We start from the raw sequence: 15,961 nt of genomic DNA on the forward strand, positions 1-15,961 counted from the left end.
CGTACCGCTCAGGACTGCTTGTGCTCGATCTCGACCCGCTCGATCACCACGTCCTGGATCGGCCGGTCGCTCGGGCCGGTCGGGGTGTTGGCGATCGAGTCGACCACCTTCGCGGACTGCTCGTCGGCCACCTGACCGAAGATGGTGTGCCGGTTGTTCAGGTGTGGCGTGGGCGACACCGTGATGAAGAACTGCGAGCCGTTGGTGCCCGGCCCGGCGTTCGCCATCGCCAGCAGGTACGGCCGGTCGAAGCGCAGCTCGGGGTGGAACTCGTCGGCGAACTTGTAGCCCGGGCCACCGCGGCCGGTGCCGGTCGGGTCGCCCATCTGAATCATGAAACCGCTGATCACGCGGTGCGAGACGGTGCCGTCGTAGTACGGCCCGCTGCCCGGCTGACCGGTACGCGGGTCGATGTACTCCCGGGTGCCCTCGGCCAGTTCCACGAAGTTGCGGACGGTCTTCGGCGCGTGGTTCGGGAAGAGCTCCAGCCGGATCGGGCCGGCGTTGGTGTGCAAGGTGGCGTAGACAGCCTCGGCCACGGGTACTCCTCACTCGTAGTTCAGTTCCTTGCGGATCCTCCCATGTGCCCGATCTGGCCATGCGGAGGCATTCGAAGGTGGAGGATGACGAAGGAACAACTCCCAGGAGGTGGGACCGTGTTTGGAATCGGGCGGCGAAAGACCCAGGGCCAGCTCGCGAAGGTCGAGTTGAACCAGGGCATCGGTCACCTGAGGCAGGCCGCCACGCACGCGGCGAAGGGTGCCGGCGCCACTGTCGGCCCGCGGGTCCAGGCAGCCCGGGTCGCCGTCGCGCCGACCGCGGTCCTGGTCCGGGACCGCGCGTCCAGCGGGTTCGCGTCGACCGCCGCGGCGCTCGCGCCGGTTCTGCTGGCCGTACGCAACGCCCGGGTCGAGGCCGCCGGCAAGGCGTCGGACGGCCGCAAGGTGATGGCCAAGAAGCAGGCCGCGATGACCAAGAAGGCGAAGAACATGAAGGCCGGAAAGAAGAAGCAGCGCAGGTCGCGGGGCATGACCGCGGGCCTGCTGGTGGCCGGCACCGTCGCCGGCCTGGCCGGTGCGATGGCCATGCGCCGCCGCCGCGAGCAGCAGGAGTGGGCCGAGTACGACCCGACCGGCACGCTCGGCGCGACGGGCACGCTCGGCGCGACCGGTCGCGACAAGCTGGAGCCGATGCGGGAGGACGTGGACACGATCGTGGTGGAGACCCCGGACGCGAGCGCGAAGGTGACGCAGGCCGGCCCGACCGGTGCCGGCTCCTCGGCGGTGGCCAAGGGCAGCAGCGCGTCGACCGCCACCTCCGGCAGCCAGCCGGTGATCCACCCGAACGACCAGGTCCCCTCCGTCGCCGAGGGTGCCCGGGACGTCTCCGGCCGCCCGGCCGACGACATCACCAAGGCCGTCCAGGCCGGCAAGAACGCCGCGAAGGCCGGCGGCCGCCGCTGACCTCGTACCGTCGGATCAGCGCCGGCACGCGGGGCGACCCGCGTGGCCGGCGCTTCCGCGTGTACGGGCGGCGCGGCGACCCGCCGTGGCGCGGCGGTTACAGCCAGCCGTTGCGGCGGAACAGACGGTAGAGCGTGAAGGACGCCACGAGCATCAGCGCCCAGACGCCCGGATAGCCGTACGTCCATTTCAGCTCGGGCATGTTGTCGAAGTTCATGCCGTAGATGCCGGCGATCGCCGTCCACACCGCACCGATCGCGGCCCAGGCGGCGATCTTGCGCATGTCGTTGTTCTGGTCGACGGTGACCTGGGCCAGCCGGGCCTGGAGGATCGAGTTGAGCAGGTCGTCGTAGGAGTTCACCTGCTCGACGGTGCGGCTGAGGTGGTCCTGCACGTCGCGGAAGTAACGCCGTACCTCCTGCGGCACCGCGCGGTTGACCTGCGAGGTGAGCGTGATCAGCGGGCGCTGCAACGGCACCACCGCCCGCTTGAACTCGACCAGTTCCCGCTTCATCTGGTAGATCCGCTGGATCCGGCCGCTGCTCTGCCTGTCGAAGACGTCCGCCTCCAGCACGTCGAGGTCGTCCTCCAGCCGGTCGGCCACCTCCAGGTAGAGGTCCACCACGCGGTCGGTGATCGCGTACGCGACCGCCCACGGGCCGTGCCGCAGCAGGTCCCGCTTCGCCTCCAGGTCGGCGCGCACCGGCGCCAGCCGGCAGGCGTCGCCGTGCCGCACGCTGATCACGAAGTGCGGCCCGATGAAGAGCATCACCTGGCCGGTCTCCACCACCTCGGAGTTCTCGGTCAGCTCGGCGTGCTCGCAGTAGCGGGCGGTACGCAGCACCAGGAAGACGATCTCGCCGAAGTGTTCCAGCTTCGGGCGCTGCTGGGCCTTGACCGCGTCCTCCACCGCCAGCTCGTGCAGACCGAAGGTGGCGGCGATCTCGGTCATCTCGGTCAGGTCCGGCTCGTGCAGGCCGAGCCAGACGAAGCCGTCCCGCTCCTGCCGGGCGGCGGCCAGGGCCTCGGCGTACCCGGGGCGGCCGGGGCGGCGCTCGCCGTCGACGTACAGCCCGCAGTCGACGATGCCGCTGCGCTCCGGGCCGGCCGGCCGGGGCGTACGCGGGGAGCCGTCCGCGTTGAGGATGCGGGACATCGCGCGTACCGGGGCCGACCAGGCGCGGGGGCGCAGGGCCCGGCTGCCGTCGGTGCCGGCGGTTCGGTCGCGTGCCACCCGGTCCGTCATCTCTCGCCCCCTTCCCCTGAAGCTGCGGCTTGCAGGTTACGCCGACCGGCGGGAAGCGCAGCGCGGGCGCGGGGGACTGGTGGTTGCGACGGGCGCCACGCGGCGGCGCCGGGCGGGCCGGGCCGCGTCAGGGGGGTGAGGGGCGACACGGCCCACCCGGCACCCCTTGGGGGCGGGAGTGATGCTGGGCGTGCCGCCGGCCCGGCCGGTCGTCCGGCGTGCGGGCTGGTCACCGGCAGAAGGTGAGCGGCACTCGCAGCATTGTGGGGGTGCCGGCCGGTCCGGCGGGAGTGCCGAACCGGCCAGCGGGGCCCTTTTGTCAGAAACCCGACAGAAAATCAGCCGCGAACGGCGGCCATCGCCTCCGCGAGACGCCGCACACCCTCGTCGATCCGGTCCGCCGTCACCGCCGAGTACGCCAGGCGCAGCGCGTGCCGGCCGCCGTCGACCATGAAGTCGCTGCCCTTCACCACCGCCACGCCGCGCTCGGCGGCAGCCGGGGCGAGCCGGTCGACGTCGACGTCCTCGGGCAGCTCCACCCAGAGGAAGTAGCCGCCGTCCGGCTCCACGAACCGGGCCTCCGGGATGTGCCGGCGCAGCGACTCGGCCAGCACCGCCGACCGCTCGCCGAGCGCCGAACGGACCGTCCGGATCGACTCGTCGATCGCGCCGGAGACGCAGAACTGGTGCACGATCGCCTGCGCCACCATGCCGGGCGAGATGTAGAGGTTTGTGGCCCGCTTGGCGATCGCCGCGATCAGCTCGGCCGGGCCGACCAGGTAGCCGACCCGGACGCCCGGGCAGACCGTCTTGGTGAAGCTGGAGGCGTGCACCACCACGCCCCGGCTGTCCATCGACAGCATCGAGGGCAGCGGCTCGCCCCGGAACCGGATGTCCGCGTACGGGTCGTCCTCGAAGATCGTGAACTCGTACTCGGCGGCCAGGTCCAGCAGCTCACGGCGCTTCTCCAGGGAGAGCGTCACGCCGGCCGGGTTCTGGTAGTTGGGGATCACGTGGGCCAGCCGCGGCCGTACCCCGGACTCCAGCAGCTTGCGCAGCTCGGCGGTGTCCAGACCGTCCGGCTGGATCGTCACGCCGTGCACCTCGCCGCCCATCTGCTTCAGGTTGAGCAGCGTGCGGTCGTACGTCGGGCGCTCGACCACCACCGCGTCGCCCCGGCGGACCAGGTGGTCGAAGAGGAATGCGTCGGCCTGCAACGAGCCGTTGGTGATCAGCACCTGGTCGGCCTCGACACCGTGCTTCTCGGCGATCCACTTCCGCAAGGGCGGGTAGCCGACGGAGGTGCCGTACGCGGTGACCCCGGCGGGGTCGGCGTCGAAAGCGCGGACGGCGGCGGCCTTGAGCCCCTCGACATCGACGATGTCCAGCGAAGGCGCGCCACGGGCGAACGAGATCAGCTGCTCGGCGGTCATGCGCAGAGCCTAGGGCCTGGCCCGGCGGGTCCGACCGCGATACACGCGAAGTTCAACATGCGGGCGGCCGGCCGGGTCACCGGTGCGTCCGGGGGATCCGAGACCGCCTCGCGACTGTCTACGATCCGACGGACGCTGGCGCCGGTCCGACCGGACGCCGAAGGATGACGGGTCGCGGCAGACCCGGGAGAACAAGGGATGAGGCTCGTGACCGAGGACGAGGCGGGACGGCTCGACGACCAGCGGTTCGCGCAGTGGCTGGCGACCGAGGCCGGCAAGGCGCTCACCGCGCTGCGGGACCGGCAGGGCTTCGCCGACCCGAAGGCGCTCAAGGACGCCGGCGACCGCGCGTCGCACGAGCTGATGACGGCGGCGCTGGCCCGGCTGCGGCCGGCCGACGCGGTGCTCTCCGAGGAGGAGGCCGACGCGCGCCGCGCGTGGGCGGACGGCGAGCGCGCGCCCCGGCACGAGGCGGACCGGGTCTGGATCATCGACCCGCTGGACGGCACGCGCGAGTTCTCCGAGGAGGGCCGGGACGACTGGGCGGTGCACGTGGCGCTCTGGCAGCGCTCCGCCGCCCCGGACGGCGCCCTGGTCGCCGGCGCGGTGGGCATGCCGGCCCGGACCACGGTGGACGGTACGCCGCTCGTGCTCGGCACCACCTGCCCGCAGCCGAAGGCGTCCGACGGGCCGATCCGGATCGCGGTGAGCCGCAGCCGCCCGCCGGCGTTCGTGGGCGAACTGGTCGAGATGCTCGGCGCCACCGCGGTGCCGATGGGCTCGGCCGGTGTGAAGGTCTGCGCGGTGGTGACCGGCGAGGTCGACGCGTACGTCCACGCGGGCGGTCAGTACGAGTGGGACAGTGCCGCACCGGTCGCCGTGGCGCTGGGCGCGGGCATGCACGCGTCCCGGATCGACGGTTCACCGCTGCGCTACAACCGGGCCGACCCGCGGCTGCCCGATCTGCTGGTCTGCCGGCCCGAACTGGCCGACCAGTTGCTCGACGCGATCGCCCGGACCGGGGTCGAGATGCCCGCTTCGACCGTCACCGGTGAGCAGGGTAAGGCGTTCGGCTGAGTGTCACGGTACGTACGGCCAGGTGGATGAGGGTTATCGTCGGGCAGGTATGCGTGGCGATCTGAGCCCCGACCACGGGCCGCCGACAGCCAGGGAGGGTCATGCCGGCCGACCGAGAGCCGCACAATGCCTTCGGGCAGCCGACCGGCCTGTGGCCGGGTCAGGACATTCCACGCCAGGTGGGCGGCCCTTCGCTGCCCTGGCCGGAGGCCGAGAGCGCGCCACCGCCACCACCGGCCCGACCTGGCGGTGACCTGCCCTGGCCCGAGCGTGACCGGCCCGACGCCGGTCACCACGACGGGCCCGGGCACGACCCGGCCGGTTGGGACGCCGCTCCCGGGACGGCGAACGGCTGGGCACCGCAGCACGGGTCTGCGGGCCACGGCGGTGACGCCGCCTGGCCGCAGGGCGAGCCGCACGACGACGCCTGGGCCACTCAGGCCGGTCCGGCGGGTGAGGCGGGCTGGGGTGCGGGCACCACGGCGACCGCCACGCTGACCGGACCGCCCCCGGTGGACGTTCCGCACGGACCCGTTCCGCACGGACCGGCCACCGGCGGGCCGGGCCAGCCGCCCGCGCCGCCGCTCGCCCCGGCCTCCGTGCCGTCGTCCGGCGGCTCCCGTCGTCGCTGGCGGGTCGCCCTTGCGGCGGCACTGGTCGTGGCCGTGGCCGGCAGCGGGGTCGCGGTGGCCACGCTGCGACCCGACGCGGCGGAACGGCAGGCCGGCGGGACGCCCGGCTCGGTCGGGCCGGCCACCTCGATGGGCCCGGGCACGCCCGGCACCCCGAGCGCGTCGCCGAGCGCCGACCAGGGTCTCGGCGGCAAGCCCTCGGCGCGCCCGTCGGCCTCCGCGGACGCCGGGCCGGCCTTCAGCGGTACGCGACTGACGCTGCCCGGCGCCTCGATCGGTGTGCAGAGCGGGGAGACGTTCGGCCAGGCGCTGGCCCGGTCCGACCAGACCTTCGGCAAGCTGCGGATGGCCCGGATCTTCTTCCCCGGCCTGCCGCCGGCGTGGTCCGGCAGCCGGGCCGACGTGGTCGACCGGACCGTCGTGGTGTCCTTCAAGGCGTCGCCGCAGGAGGTGAACACCGGCAAGTTCGACTCCCGCCTGACCTCTTGGTTCTCCTCGATCCCGCGCGAGCACAACGTCTACTGGTCGTACTTCCACGAGCCGGAGGACGACGTCGAGCGCGGCGCGTTCAGCACGACGGCGTACCGGACGGCGTGGAAGCGGATCGCCGGCCTGGCCGACCGGACCGGCAACCCGAAGCTGATCAACACGCTGATCCTGATGTGCTGGACGCTCGACCCGAAGTCCGGGCGCAGCTTCGACGCGTTCTACCCCGGTGGCGACGTGATCGAGGCGCTCGGCTGGGACTGCTACAACTGGGGCAAGAAGTGGAAGCGGTACGCCTCGCCGCAGGAGATCTACGGCCCCATGATCAGCAAGTCGAAGGCGCTGGGTAAGCCGTGGGGCGTCGCCGAGACCGGCAGCGACCTGGTGCCCGGTGACGGGGGCACCGGCCGGGCGGCCTGGATCCGGTCGATGACCAGCTTCCTCAACGGCCAGCGGCCGGAGTTCGTGGCGTACTACAACCAGACGGTCAGCCAGGGTGACTTCCGGCTGCTCGACCAGCCGAGCATCCAGGCGTGGAAGTCCTTCTGCACGGCCTGATCGCAGCGGAACGAGAACGGGCGGGCGACCTCGGTCGCCCGCCCGTCTCGCGTACGGCTCAGATGCCCCGGCCGCGCTTGTGCAGCGTGCGCAGCACCCGGTCGGCCTGCACGGCCCGGCTCGCCACCGCCAGCGCCAGGTAGGCGCGCGGCTCCTTCGGGTTGCGGGCCAGCGTGCGCCGGGCCCAGCGGACCGCGTCGCGCCGGTTGCCCATCGCGGCCTGCGCGAAGGCGATCTGCCCGGCCACCCGCGCCTCGCCGTGCGGCACGGTGGCGAACTCCGGGTAGCGGCGCAGCAGCCACTGCAACGCGGTCGAGATGGTCTCCCAGCGCTGCGCGAAGTAGGACCGCTTGTGCCAGCGGACCAGCACGTACGGGCTCTCCACGTTCACCAGCGGGGCGTACCGGGCGGCGCGGAGCAGGAACTCGTAGTCCTCCGCGTAGCTGCCCGGGATCTGCTCGTCCACCAGGCCGATCGCGTCGAGCAGCGCGGCGCGGCGGATCAGGAACGTGGACGGGTGCAGCTCGGTGAGCCGATCGCGCAGCAGCGCCTCCAGCGAGATCCGGGCCCGGTCCAGCGAACGGTCCACCGTACGGTCGTCGTAGCTGACCCGGATGCCGCAGCTCACCAGCGCGCCGTCCGGGTGCGTGTCGAGCGCCCCGAACTGGGCGGCCAGCTTGCCGGGCAGCCACTCGTCGTCGTCGTCGCAGAACGCCACCCAGTCGCCGGTGGCCGCCTCGATGCCGGTGTTGCGCGCGCCGGCCAGCCCGGCGGTACGGGTATTCGTGATCACCCGGATCCGCCGGTCACCCCGGTCGGTCTCCAGCGACCGGTCCGGCTCGGACTGGTCGTAGACGACGATCGCCTCGATCAGGCCCGGGTGGGCCTGGCTGAGGATCGCGTCGAGCGCCGCACGCAGCAGCTCCGGACGGTCCCGCGTCGGTACGACGACCGAGATGCTCGGCCCACTCATGCTCTCTCCACGGACTCGTCGGATCCCCGCTGGCCCAGATAGCCGTAGCGGACCCGCAGGGGAAGCGTGGCCAGGCTGACCACGGCACGGCTGCGGCGCGGCAGGCGGTCCCGCCACGCCTCGTCCCGGCGCACCGTCAACGGCCCGCCGCTGAACCGCAGCGGGTTGCCGGCGACGCTGTGCGCCCGGAACGGCGCGGCCGGCTCGGGCGCCGCGCCGGTGTCGCCGGCCCCGGCCAGGATGCGCAGCGCCGCCGGGTCGTCCGGCAGGCCGGCGAAGTCCCGCACCCGGCGTAGGGTGCCGGCCGGGTCGGCGGTGAAGTCCTCGTAGCGCAGCCGCAGCACCTTCGCCCGGGACGCCAGCAGGTGGAACGCGGCGTTCTGCGCGGTCCACAGCTTGCTCACCTCGAACGGCGAGAAGGTCGGCATGAAGTCCTCGCCGTCGACCACCTCGGGGCGGCGCACCTGCTTGCCCCACGAGTACGCCACCGCCCGGCTGTCCCGGACCAGGTGCAGCACCCGCAGGTCGAGCCCTTCGGCCCAGCGCAGGGCGAAGGCGAGCGAGGCGTGCTTGCTGGAGTCCACCACCACGCGGGCGCCGGTCACCGACAGCGCGGCCCGGTAGATCCGGGTGTACAGGTCGGCGTAGCGGCGTACGTCGGCCAGCTGCTCCGCCGGGAGCGCGTCCTTCGCCAGCCGGGGGATGTGCCGGGTCCGGTCGACGCGGTCCTTCAGTGCCAGCACGTCGTCCCGGTCGACAGCGGCCCAGCCGCCGAACGCCTGGTCGCCGACCTGACGCCAGAACGGGCAGGCGGTGAACCGCTCACCGCAGCCGCACCGCTCGTCGGCGCCGAGCGCCCGCTCCCACAGGTGCACCACCTCGCCGACGGCGCACACGTCGGCGCTCTGCGCCAGCAGCAGCTCCAGCAGCGTGGACCCGCTGCGGCCGAGGCCGCCGACGAAGAGGACCCGCGGCGGCGCCGGATCCGGGGCGCTCATCCGCGACGCCCGACGGCTCGTCGCCGTACCCGGCGGGCCACCAGCTCGTCGATCACCGCGCCGACCCGGGCGACCGCCTCGGCGCGCGGGTCCGGGCGGTTCGGGTCGGCGGCCAGCACGAACCGGTTCGGGTCGGCCAGGCCCTCGTCCAGCGCGGCGAGCAGCTCGGCCTCGGACTCGCACAGCCGCACCATGCCGGCCGCGCCGAGACGGCGGGAGAACAGCTGCTGGTGGTTGTCGACGTGCTCGTCGTGCGACGGGTCGCGGGGCACCACGATCGGCAGGTGGCCGTTGCGCCGCGCCTCGGTGATGGTGGCCGGGCCGCCGTGGCTGACCACGAGCGTCGCCTCCGCCATCGCCCGCTGGAGTTCCTCGTGGCCGAGGAACGGGGTGGCCTCGGGCAGGGCCGGGGTGCGGCTGTGGCCGTACTGGAGGACCAGCCGGACCTCGGGCCGCGCCGCGTGCCAGCGCTCCAGCCAGCCGACCAGCCGGTCGAAGCGGTGCACGTCGGTGCCGACGACGACAAGCACGTACGGCGCCGCGGAGCGCCGGTCCCGCTGCCGGGGGATCACAGGAGGTTCCCCACGACGGTCGCCTCCGGGTACATCCGGCGCTGCTCGTCCCACTGCACGAGCATCGCGGAGAGGAAGGGACGGCAGAGCCGGGCGGTGAGCGTCGCGCTGTCGATCCGGTCGTACACCTCGATGTAGACCGTCGGGATCTTGCGCATCCGGGCCGCCACCACGAACGGCAGGGCGACCCCGGCGCCGGTGGTGACCACCGCGTCGACCTGACGCCGGCGGATCACCTTCAGCGCGAGGAACGCGTTGCGTACCAGGTTCTTGACGTTGCGTGTGGTGGGGTGGTGCGCCCAGACCACGTCCTCACCGGCGAGCAGCGATCGCGCGTCGGGGGTGTCGAACGTTACCCATGCGCGGCGCCGATCCCGGTACCACGGTTCCAGGGCCAGGAGCTGGGCCAGGTGCCCGCCACTGGAACCCACCAGCAGGACCTGCCCCGAGTCCTCGGTTGACCCGCTCACCACAGAGTTCCTCCCGTACGCGGATGACGCGTCCGGATTTTGTGAAAGCCCCTCGGACGCGTCCTGACAACCTACTGGCGCGCCCCTGGGCAACTGAAGGGGCCATTGGACGGATCCTGGCGCGCCGGTCGGCTCACCTCTCGATTCCCGTCGCTGGGATGCCCACCCGCCGGTCACCGTCCAGGTCAGCCCGGTTCGCCCCGCGCCGCCGGGGCGGGCCACCGGAAGAAAGTGAGATGTGTCAGGATTCCGTCACCGCTCCGCACGAGAGCCGTCGGCGACGCCGGCTTATCCGGGGACAGGTCGGGCCCGACACCGGGAAACCCGCCGAATGGTCAGCGCCGATCGGCCATTTCTACGCGGGCTGCCCACACCCGGGCAGGCTTACCGGAACGTGAGCAGACTTTCCCTCGTCGTTCGGATCGGGGACACTCAAGGCCACGGTCAGGTCCAGCTGTGCCGTGGACTGCCCGGCTCGGTCGAAAGGGAGCGACAGACTCTGATGCCCTCACCCCATTTGGCCGAGAGCGACGCCGACGGTCTTGCCCTGATGGCCTACCTGGGCTGGCTGCGCCGCCGCTGGTGGATCCTGCTGCTCGCCGCGGCCCTCGGTCTCGGTGGTGGGCTGGCGCTCAACCAGATCCAGGAGGCGCGCTACACCTCGACCACCTCGCTGCTGGTGCGCCCGCTCGGCTCGGGCGCGGAGAGCAACCCCAACGCCAAGGTCAACCTCGACACCGAGGCCCAGGTGGTCCGCTCGCTGGTCGTGGCCGAGCGGGCCAAGGCGCTGATGAAGGTCGACACCGGTGCCGACCAGCTGGTCAAGTCGGTGACGGTCAAGGTGCCGCCGAACAGCCAGATCCTCCAGGTGGCGTACGAGGGGAACAGCCCCGAGGGCGCCCAGTCGGGCTCGCACGCGTTCGCCCAGGCGTATCTGGACCTGCGCAAGGCCACCGCGCAGAAGGCGCTGGAGAACGAGACGACCGCGCTCAAGCAGCAGATCGCCGAGCTGCAGAAGCAGCTCAGTGCCGTCGCCGGGCGGATTGCGGCGTCGCCGTCGAACTCGCCCGAGCGGGAGCGGGCCGAGGCCGAACGGAGCCTTCTCACCAGCCAGATCACCGGCCTGAACAACCGGCTCAGCCCGCTGGTCTCGGCCGGCTCCGACCCCGGCGAGATCATCTCCGACGCCCGTCTCCCCGACTCGCCCAGCTCACCGAACCGCACGCTCAACCTCGCCAGCGGCATGGGCGCGGGCCTGCTGCTCGGCATCGTGCTGGCGCTGGTGCTGGACCGGCTCGACACCCGGATCCGGCGCGGTCGCGACATCTCCGACCGGGTCGGCCTGCCGCTGCTGCTGGAACTGCCGGTGCGCGCGCCGTCGCTGGCCGTCCTGCCGGCCACCCACCGGGTCTCCCGCGAGCTGGGCCGGCTGCGCAACGTGCTGCTGTCCGCCGTGCCCGAACCGGCGCAGGGCGGGCGCGGTCGCCAGTTGCTGATCTGCGACGCCTCGGCCGGCACCGCCGCCGGATTCGTCGCCGCCAACCTCGCCGCCGCGTACGCCCGTACCGGCCAGCAGGTCGCGCTGATCACCACCAAGCCCGACTCGACGGTGGGCGCCATCACCGGCGTGGCCGAGGGCCGGCACAACCTGGCCTCGGTACTGCGCCGCGACGTACCCCCGCTCAAGGCGCTCGCGCCGGTCCCGGGGCTGGGCCAGCTCCGGGTGCTGGTGCCGGGCGACCTGGACGCGGAGGTCGAGCTGCCGGTCGCCGGTCTGCTGGAGATCCTGCACGAGCTGTCCGCGCGCTTCGACCACGTGATCATCGAGACCGCGCAGCCCACGTTCGCCGTGGAGGCCCAGGCCCTGGGCCGGTACGTCGACGCCGTGATCATGGTGGCCGAGGCGGGCAAGACCCGCAGCGGCGAGATCACCGCCGCCCTGCAGCAGTTCGAGCAGGTGAACGCACCGGTGATCGGTGCCGTGCTGGCCCCGCGCCTGGCCGCCCCGGCGGCCGGCACCGCCCGGCCGGCGTCCTCGGGCGGTTCGGGCACGTCGGGCGGTTCGGGCACGTCGGGCACGCCGAGCACCCCGGTGGCACCGGCGAACCGGCCCAAGCCCCGGCCGAGCCCCGGCCCGTCCGCCGAGTCGACGATGGTGCTGCCGCGCATGCAGTCGTCCCGCCCCGCCCCGGCGAAGCCGGCACCGGGCAAGGCCACCCCGCCGCCGAGCCCCGGCAACCAGGGCATGCCGGGCAAGCCGGTACCGCTCAACGGCACCGGCGGCACGTACCGCTCCCGGGGTGACGGCGACGGCCGCAGCTACGCCCTCGACTCCGGCGAGGACCTGGGGTGAACCGCCGGCAGATGCTCCGCGCCGCCATCGCCCCCGCCGTCGTCCTCGGCGTCGGTACCGGGTGCAGCGAGCCCGAGCCCAAGCCGGGCAAGGTCCAGGTGGTGGACCCGGGCGACGTCACCGCCTCGCCGTCATCGGCCAGTGCCTCGCCGACCCTGCCCACCGGCCCGCTCACCGGTGCGCCGGTGAGCACCCCGGCCGCTGCCACCCGCCAGGCGGTCGCCGTGCCGCTGCGGGTGAGCCCCGCGACCACCCCGGCCGGCCTGGACGCCGCCGACCTGGTCTACGCCGAGTTCGCCGAGTCCGACACGCTGCACCTGACCGCCGTGTTCCACTCCAAGGACGCCGCCAAGATCGGCCCGGTCACCGAGATCCGGCCGGTCGACATCCGGTCGCTCGCCGTGCTGCGCCCGTTCGTCGGCTACGACGGCGGCCCCACCGGCTTCCTCACCCAGTTCGAGAACTCCGACCTCGACGGCGTGACGCCCGACGACGACAGCAAGGTCTTCTCCGGCGACTACACGTCGACCGCCGCACTACTCAAGGCCGCCCCGAAGGGTGGCCAGCCGCCCACCCCGCCGATCGACCACGCCGGCGAGGGCGACGCGCTCGCCATCCGCGACCTCGCGCCGGCCACCGAACTCACCGTCACCGTCTCCGGTGGCCCGCCGATGGTCTGGCGGTACGACCAGGCCAAGTCCGTCTGGGCCACCAAGGTCGGCAAGGTCACCGTGACCGCCGCCTCCGTCATCGTGCTGACGATGGAGTACCGCACGCTGGACGTCCGCAACCCGTCTCCGCGCTCGCTGCCCTCGGCAAACGTCTTCGGTGAGGGCGCGGTGCTGGCGGTCTCCGGGCCGAACAGCGCGAAGGGCCGGTGGCGCAAGCCCGGCCTCAGCATGGTCTGCACGCTCGCCGACACCGGCGGCGATCTCCTGCACCCCCAGCCCGGCAACGCGTGGGTGATCTACGCGCCGACCACCGCCAAGGTCACCGTGAGATGAGCACCGCCACCCCGCCCCGCACCGCGCGCGGGACGGTTCCGGTCGGGGCGGTGTCACCGCCGGACGGGAACCGCCTGCGGCCGGTGACGGTACGGCCGGAGAGCTGGTCGTGGCGGCTGCCGACGGCATGGCCGCTGATCTCGGTCTTCCTGCTGTACCCGCTGTGGTGGGTGCTCGGCGTGTCGAGCTTCGTCTTCGTCATCTTCGCGGTGCCGATGGTGGTGCAGATGCGCAAGCGGGGCCCGATCCGGGTGCCGCCCGGCTTCGGGATCTGGATGGTCCTGCTGCTCTGGGTGTTCCTGTCCGTGCTCACCCTCGACCTCACCGCGCCGAACACGCTGCCCCCCGGTGGCAGCGGCAAGTACATCGGCTGGGGCATCCGGCTCGCCAACTACGTCGCCATGACCGTGACGATGCTCTACGTCTACAACCTGCGGGAGCGGGAACTGTCCCAGCGCCGGATGGTCCGCCTGTTCGGGTTCATGGGCGTGGTCGTGGTGCTCGGCGGCTGGATCGGCTCGCTGTACCCGAACCTCACGTTCGTCGCGCCGCTGCGATTCGTCCTGCCCCAGTCGATCGCCGGTCACCCGTACGTCACCTCGCTCATGGAGATCAAGTTCGCCCAGGTGCAGCAGGTGATCGAGGGGGAGGCCAGCTCGCCCCGCCCGTCCGCGCCGTTCACCTACACGAACTCGTGGGGCCAGAACACCGCCATCCTGCTGGTCTGGCTGATCGTCGGCTGGGTCGTGCTGGGCAAGCCGATGCGCCGGACCGCCGGCGTGGCGATCGCCCTCGCGGCGATCTTCCCGATCGTCTACTCGCTGAACCGGGGCCTCTGGATCGGTCTCGGCATCGCCGCCGCGTACGTCGCGCTGCGGCTCGCGCTGCGCGGCCGGATGGTGGTGCTCGGCGGGCTCGCCCTGGCGGTCGGGCTGATCGGGGTGCTGATCGTCGCCACACCGCTCGGCCGCACCTTCGACGAACGCCTCCAGAACGGCCACAGCGACGACATCCGGACCACCCTGTCCCAGGGCGCGGTCACCGCGGCGAACCATTCGCCGATCCTCGGGTACGGCGGCAACCGGGCGCTGATCGGCAGCAACCGGTCCATCGCCATCGGCAAGTCCGAGGACTGCAAACAGTGCGGCAACCGGGAACTCGGCAGCAACGGCCAGGTCTGGGCGCTGCTCGTCGGGCAGGGCTGGGTCGGCGCGATCTGCTACAACGCCTTCTTCATCTACTGCATCTGGCGCTACCGCCGCGACCACAGCGCGGTCGGCATCGCCGGCACGCTCGTGCTCATCCTCATGCTCTTCTTCCAGTTCACCTACGGTGCGATGGAAGCGACACTCGCCTACGCCCTGATCACTGTCGCCCTGCTGGCCCGCAACGACCGGATACGCCGGTCGCTCGCGCCGGCGCCACCCCAGGGCACGATCGCCGGGCTACGGGCCCGACTGGAAAAGACCGGTGACAGCTGATGGTGTTCCGCGTACCCCCGGACGGCGACGGCCGCGCCGCGTACCTCGGTGAACTGGCCGGGCTGATCTGGCCCGCACCGGCCGAGCCCAGCCTGCGCCGCGGCGGCGCCGGCTGGGTGGTGGTGCCCTCGGCGTCCCGCCCCCGGCTGCTCGTGCCGACCGGCTCGGGCCGGGCGGCGGCGAGCGCGGTCCGGCACTCCACCGAGGCGGTCGGCCGCAAGGCCAAGCTGGTCCGGCAGGGTCTGTCCACCGCGTTCCGGCTCGGGCTGGGCCCGCTGGTGTTCCGCGACCGGCTGGTGGTCGACGGCGGCGGGCTGGACGCGTACCTGACCGAGGTGCTCGGCGAGCCAGCGCTGGTGAGCCTGCACATCGGGCCGGCCCGGGCGAACCGCAAGCCGGTGCTGCAACTGCTCGCCCCGGACGGCCGGGCCCTCGGGTACGCCAAGCTCGGCGTCGACCCGCTGACTCGCGCGCTGGTGCACGCCGAGGCGGACGCGCTGCGCCGCCTCGCCGAGGTGCCGCTCGGCCCGGTGGTGCTGGCCGGGGTACGCCATCACGGCGACTGGCACGGCCACGCGCTGCTCGTGCAGGAGGCGCTGCCGGTGCGGCTGCCCCGGGCCGCCCCGGCCGCCGCGGAGGCGGCCGAACGCGCCGCGATGGTGGCGGTCGCGGGCTGTCTCGGCGTACGCCGGCAGTCGTGGGCGGCAAGCGGGCACGCGGCCCGGCTCACCGCCGCGGTGGACGCGCTCGGGCCCCGGCCGGAGGCCGGGCGGCTGCGCGCGGCGCTGAAGTCCGTCGCGGACGCCGACCCGGTGGTGGCCTTCGGCGCCTGGCACGGGGACTGGAACGGCGGCAACAGCGCGGTGCTGGCCGACGGCCGGGTGTTGGTCTGGGACTGGGAACGGTTCGAGGCGGACGTGCCGGCCGGGTACGACGCGCTGCACCTGGCGGTGCAGGGCGCGATGAGCCACGACGGGGTGGAGCCGGTCGAGGCGGCCCGCGCGCTGATCGCCGGCGCCGGGGCCACCCTGGCGCCGTTCGACCAGACCGGTGGGGGCGCCGATCTGGTCGCCGTGCTCTACCTGGTGGAGCTGGCGGCGCGCTACCTGCGGGACCGGCAGGCGGAGGCGGGTGCGCGACTGGGGCATGTCGACACCTGGCTGCTGCCCGCCGTCGAGGAACACCTGGCCCGCCGGGCCGGGTGAGAGTGAGGAG

Annotated in this window: 14 protein-coding genes; 7 read left to right on the forward strand and 7 right to left on the reverse strand. The window is 73.0% G+C overall.

Annotation, left to right across the window (positions count from 1 at the left end):
- Positions 1 to 8 precede the first annotated feature (8 nt).
- Entirely contained in the window at positions 9 to 539 is a 531-nt protein-coding gene (locus tag ACPCK6_RS04130) for a peptidylprolyl isomerase (protein WP_013289260.1), read from the reverse strand.
- Positions 540 to 623: 84 nt separating this feature from the next.
- Between ACPCK6_RS04130 and ACPCK6_RS04135 the strand changes: the two genes are divergently transcribed.
- Entirely contained in the window at positions 624 to 1,463 is an 840-nt protein-coding gene (locus ACPCK6_RS04135; protein ID WP_423480379.1) for a hypothetical protein, read from the forward strand.
- Between the two features lie 97 nt (positions 1,464 to 1,560).
- Here ACPCK6_RS04135 and corA read toward each other — a convergent pair whose 3' ends face one another.
- Together corA and ACPCK6_RS04145 are read right to left on the reverse strand one after the other, a co-directional pair.
- Positions 1,561 to 2,709, reverse strand: a complete 1,149-nt coding sequence (corA, locus tag ACPCK6_RS04140) for a magnesium/cobalt transporter CorA (protein WP_194800377.1) — start codon at positions 2,707 to 2,709, stop codon at positions 1,561 to 1,563.
- Positions 2,710 to 3,047: 338 nt separating this feature from the next.
- A complete protein-coding gene (locus ACPCK6_RS04145) occupies positions 3,048 to 4,142 on the reverse strand; it encodes an aminotransferase-like domain-containing protein (RefSeq protein WP_262013000.1) in 1,095 nt (364 codons plus the stop codon).
- A gap of 198 nt (positions 4,143 to 4,340) precedes the next feature.
- On the opposite strand from ACPCK6_RS04145, the gene ACPCK6_RS04150 reads away from it, so the two are divergent.
- Both ACPCK6_RS04150 and ACPCK6_RS04155 read left to right on the forward strand, forming a co-directional pair.
- Complete coding sequence (locus tag ACPCK6_RS04150; protein ID WP_423480380.1) at positions 4,341 to 5,219, forward strand: 3'(2'),5'-bisphosphate nucleotidase CysQ; 879 nt, start codon at positions 4,341 to 4,343, stop codon at positions 5,217 to 5,219.
- A gap of 101 nt (positions 5,220 to 5,320) precedes the next feature.
- Positions 5,321 to 6,895, forward strand: coding sequence for a hypothetical protein (locus tag ACPCK6_RS04155; RefSeq protein ID WP_423480381.1), 1,575 nt, complete (start codon positions 5,321 to 5,323; stop codon positions 6,893 to 6,895).
- A gap of 58 nt (positions 6,896 to 6,953) precedes the next feature.
- Here ACPCK6_RS04155 and ACPCK6_RS04160 read toward each other — a convergent pair whose 3' ends face one another.
- From ACPCK6_RS04160 to ACPCK6_RS04175, 4 genes are read right to left on the reverse strand one after another with little or no spacing between them, the layout of a single operon-like run.
- On the reverse strand, positions 6,954 to 7,868 hold the full coding sequence (locus ACPCK6_RS04160) for a glycosyltransferase family 2 protein (protein WP_396881880.1): 915 nt from the start codon (positions 7,866 to 7,868) through the stop codon (positions 6,954 to 6,956).
- Entirely contained in the window at positions 7,865 to 8,866 is a 1,002-nt protein-coding gene (locus ACPCK6_RS04165; RefSeq protein ID WP_423480382.1) for a sulfotransferase family protein, read from the reverse strand. Before ACPCK6_RS04165 ends, ACPCK6_RS04160 begins: the two co-directional genes overlap by 4 nt.
- On the reverse strand, positions 8,863 to 9,438 hold the full coding sequence (locus ACPCK6_RS04170; RefSeq protein ID WP_318336142.1) for a glycosyltransferase: 576 nt from the start codon (positions 9,436 to 9,438) through the stop codon (positions 8,863 to 8,865). The genes ACPCK6_RS04165 and ACPCK6_RS04170 overlap by 4 nt, the downstream gene beginning before the upstream one ends.
- Positions 9,435 to 9,911, reverse strand: a complete 477-nt coding sequence (locus tag ACPCK6_RS04175) for a glycosyltransferase family 28 protein (protein ID WP_013289269.1) — start codon at positions 9,909 to 9,911, stop codon at positions 9,435 to 9,437. The genes ACPCK6_RS04170 and ACPCK6_RS04175 overlap by 4 nt, the downstream gene beginning before the upstream one ends.
- A gap of 499 nt (positions 9,912 to 10,410) precedes the next feature.
- Between ACPCK6_RS04175 and ACPCK6_RS04180 the strand changes: the two genes are divergently transcribed.
- Genes ACPCK6_RS04180 through ACPCK6_RS04195 form a run of 4 tightly spaced genes read left to right on the forward strand, consistent with a single transcriptional unit; the run spans position 10,411 to position 15,951 of the window.
- On the forward strand, positions 10,411 to 12,261 hold the full coding sequence (locus ACPCK6_RS04180; protein WP_396881877.1) for a Wzz/FepE/Etk N-terminal domain-containing protein: 1,851 nt from the start codon (positions 10,411 to 10,413) through the stop codon (positions 12,259 to 12,261).
- Positions 12,258 to 13,265: a DUF3048 domain-containing protein gene (locus ACPCK6_RS04185; protein WP_396881876.1), complete on the forward strand. Its 1,008-nt coding sequence runs from the start codon at positions 12,258 to 12,260 to the stop codon at positions 13,263 to 13,265. The genes ACPCK6_RS04180 and ACPCK6_RS04185 overlap by 4 nt, the downstream gene beginning before the upstream one ends.
- The gene (locus tag ACPCK6_RS04190) at positions 13,262 to 14,746 is read left to right on the forward strand and encodes an O-antigen ligase family protein (protein ID WP_318336145.1); all 1,485 of its coding nucleotides are present in this window, start codon (positions 13,262 to 13,264) and stop codon (positions 14,744 to 14,746) included. Before ACPCK6_RS04185 ends, ACPCK6_RS04190 begins: the two co-directional genes overlap by 4 nt.
- On the forward strand, positions 14,746 to 15,951 hold the full coding sequence (locus tag ACPCK6_RS04195) for a hypothetical protein (RefSeq protein ID WP_423480383.1): 1,206 nt from the start codon (positions 14,746 to 14,748) through the stop codon (positions 15,949 to 15,951). Before ACPCK6_RS04190 ends, ACPCK6_RS04195 begins: the two co-directional genes overlap by 1 nt.
- Positions 15,952 to 15,961 lie beyond the last annotated feature (10 nt).

Origin of the sequence: Micromonospora sp. AB353 (assembly GCF_049538395.1) — a bacterium.
Lineage (GTDB): Bacteria > Actinomycetota > Actinomycetes > Mycobacteriales > Micromonosporaceae > Micromonospora > Micromonospora aurantiaca.

What these genes read in the sequence shown, in the direction of transcription:
- ACPCK6_RS04135 (WP_423480379.1), top strand. Translation starts at nt 624, where the DNA reads ATGACGAAGGAACAACTCCCAGGAGGTGGGACCGTGTTTGGAATCGGG.
- corA (WP_194800377.1), bottom strand. Translation starts at nt 2,709, where the DNA reads ATGACGGACCGGGTGGCACGCGACCGAACCGCCGGCACCGACGGCAGC.
- ACPCK6_RS04145 (WP_262013000.1), bottom strand. Translation starts at nt 4,142, where the DNA reads ATGACCGCCGAGCAGCTGATCTCGTTCGCCCGTGGCGCGCCTTCGCTG.
- ACPCK6_RS04150 (WP_423480380.1), top strand. Translation starts at nt 4,341, where the DNA reads ATGAGGCTCGTGACCGAGGACGAGGCGGGACGGCTCGACGACCAGCGG.
- ACPCK6_RS04155 (WP_423480381.1), top strand. Translation starts at nt 5,321, where the DNA reads ATGCCGGCCGACCGAGAGCCGCACAATGCCTTCGGGCAGCCGACCGGC.
- ACPCK6_RS04160 (WP_396881880.1), bottom strand. Translation starts at nt 7,868, where the DNA reads ATGAGTGGGCCGAGCATCTCGGTCGTCGTACCGACGCGGGACCGTCCG.
- ACPCK6_RS04165 (WP_423480382.1), bottom strand. Translation starts at nt 8,866, where the DNA reads ATGAGCGCCCCGGATCCGGCGCCGCCGCGGGTCCTCTTCGTCGGCGGC.
- ACPCK6_RS04180 (WP_396881877.1), top strand. Translation starts at nt 10,411, where the DNA reads ATGCCCTCACCCCATTTGGCCGAGAGCGACGCCGACGGTCTTGCCCTG.
- ACPCK6_RS04190 (WP_318336145.1), top strand. Translation starts at nt 13,262, where the DNA reads ATGAGCACCGCCACCCCGCCCCGCACCGCGCGCGGGACGGTTCCGGTC.
- ACPCK6_RS04195 (WP_423480383.1), top strand. Translation starts at nt 14,746, where the DNA reads ATGGTGTTCCGCGTACCCCCGGACGGCGACGGCCGCGCCGCGTACCTC.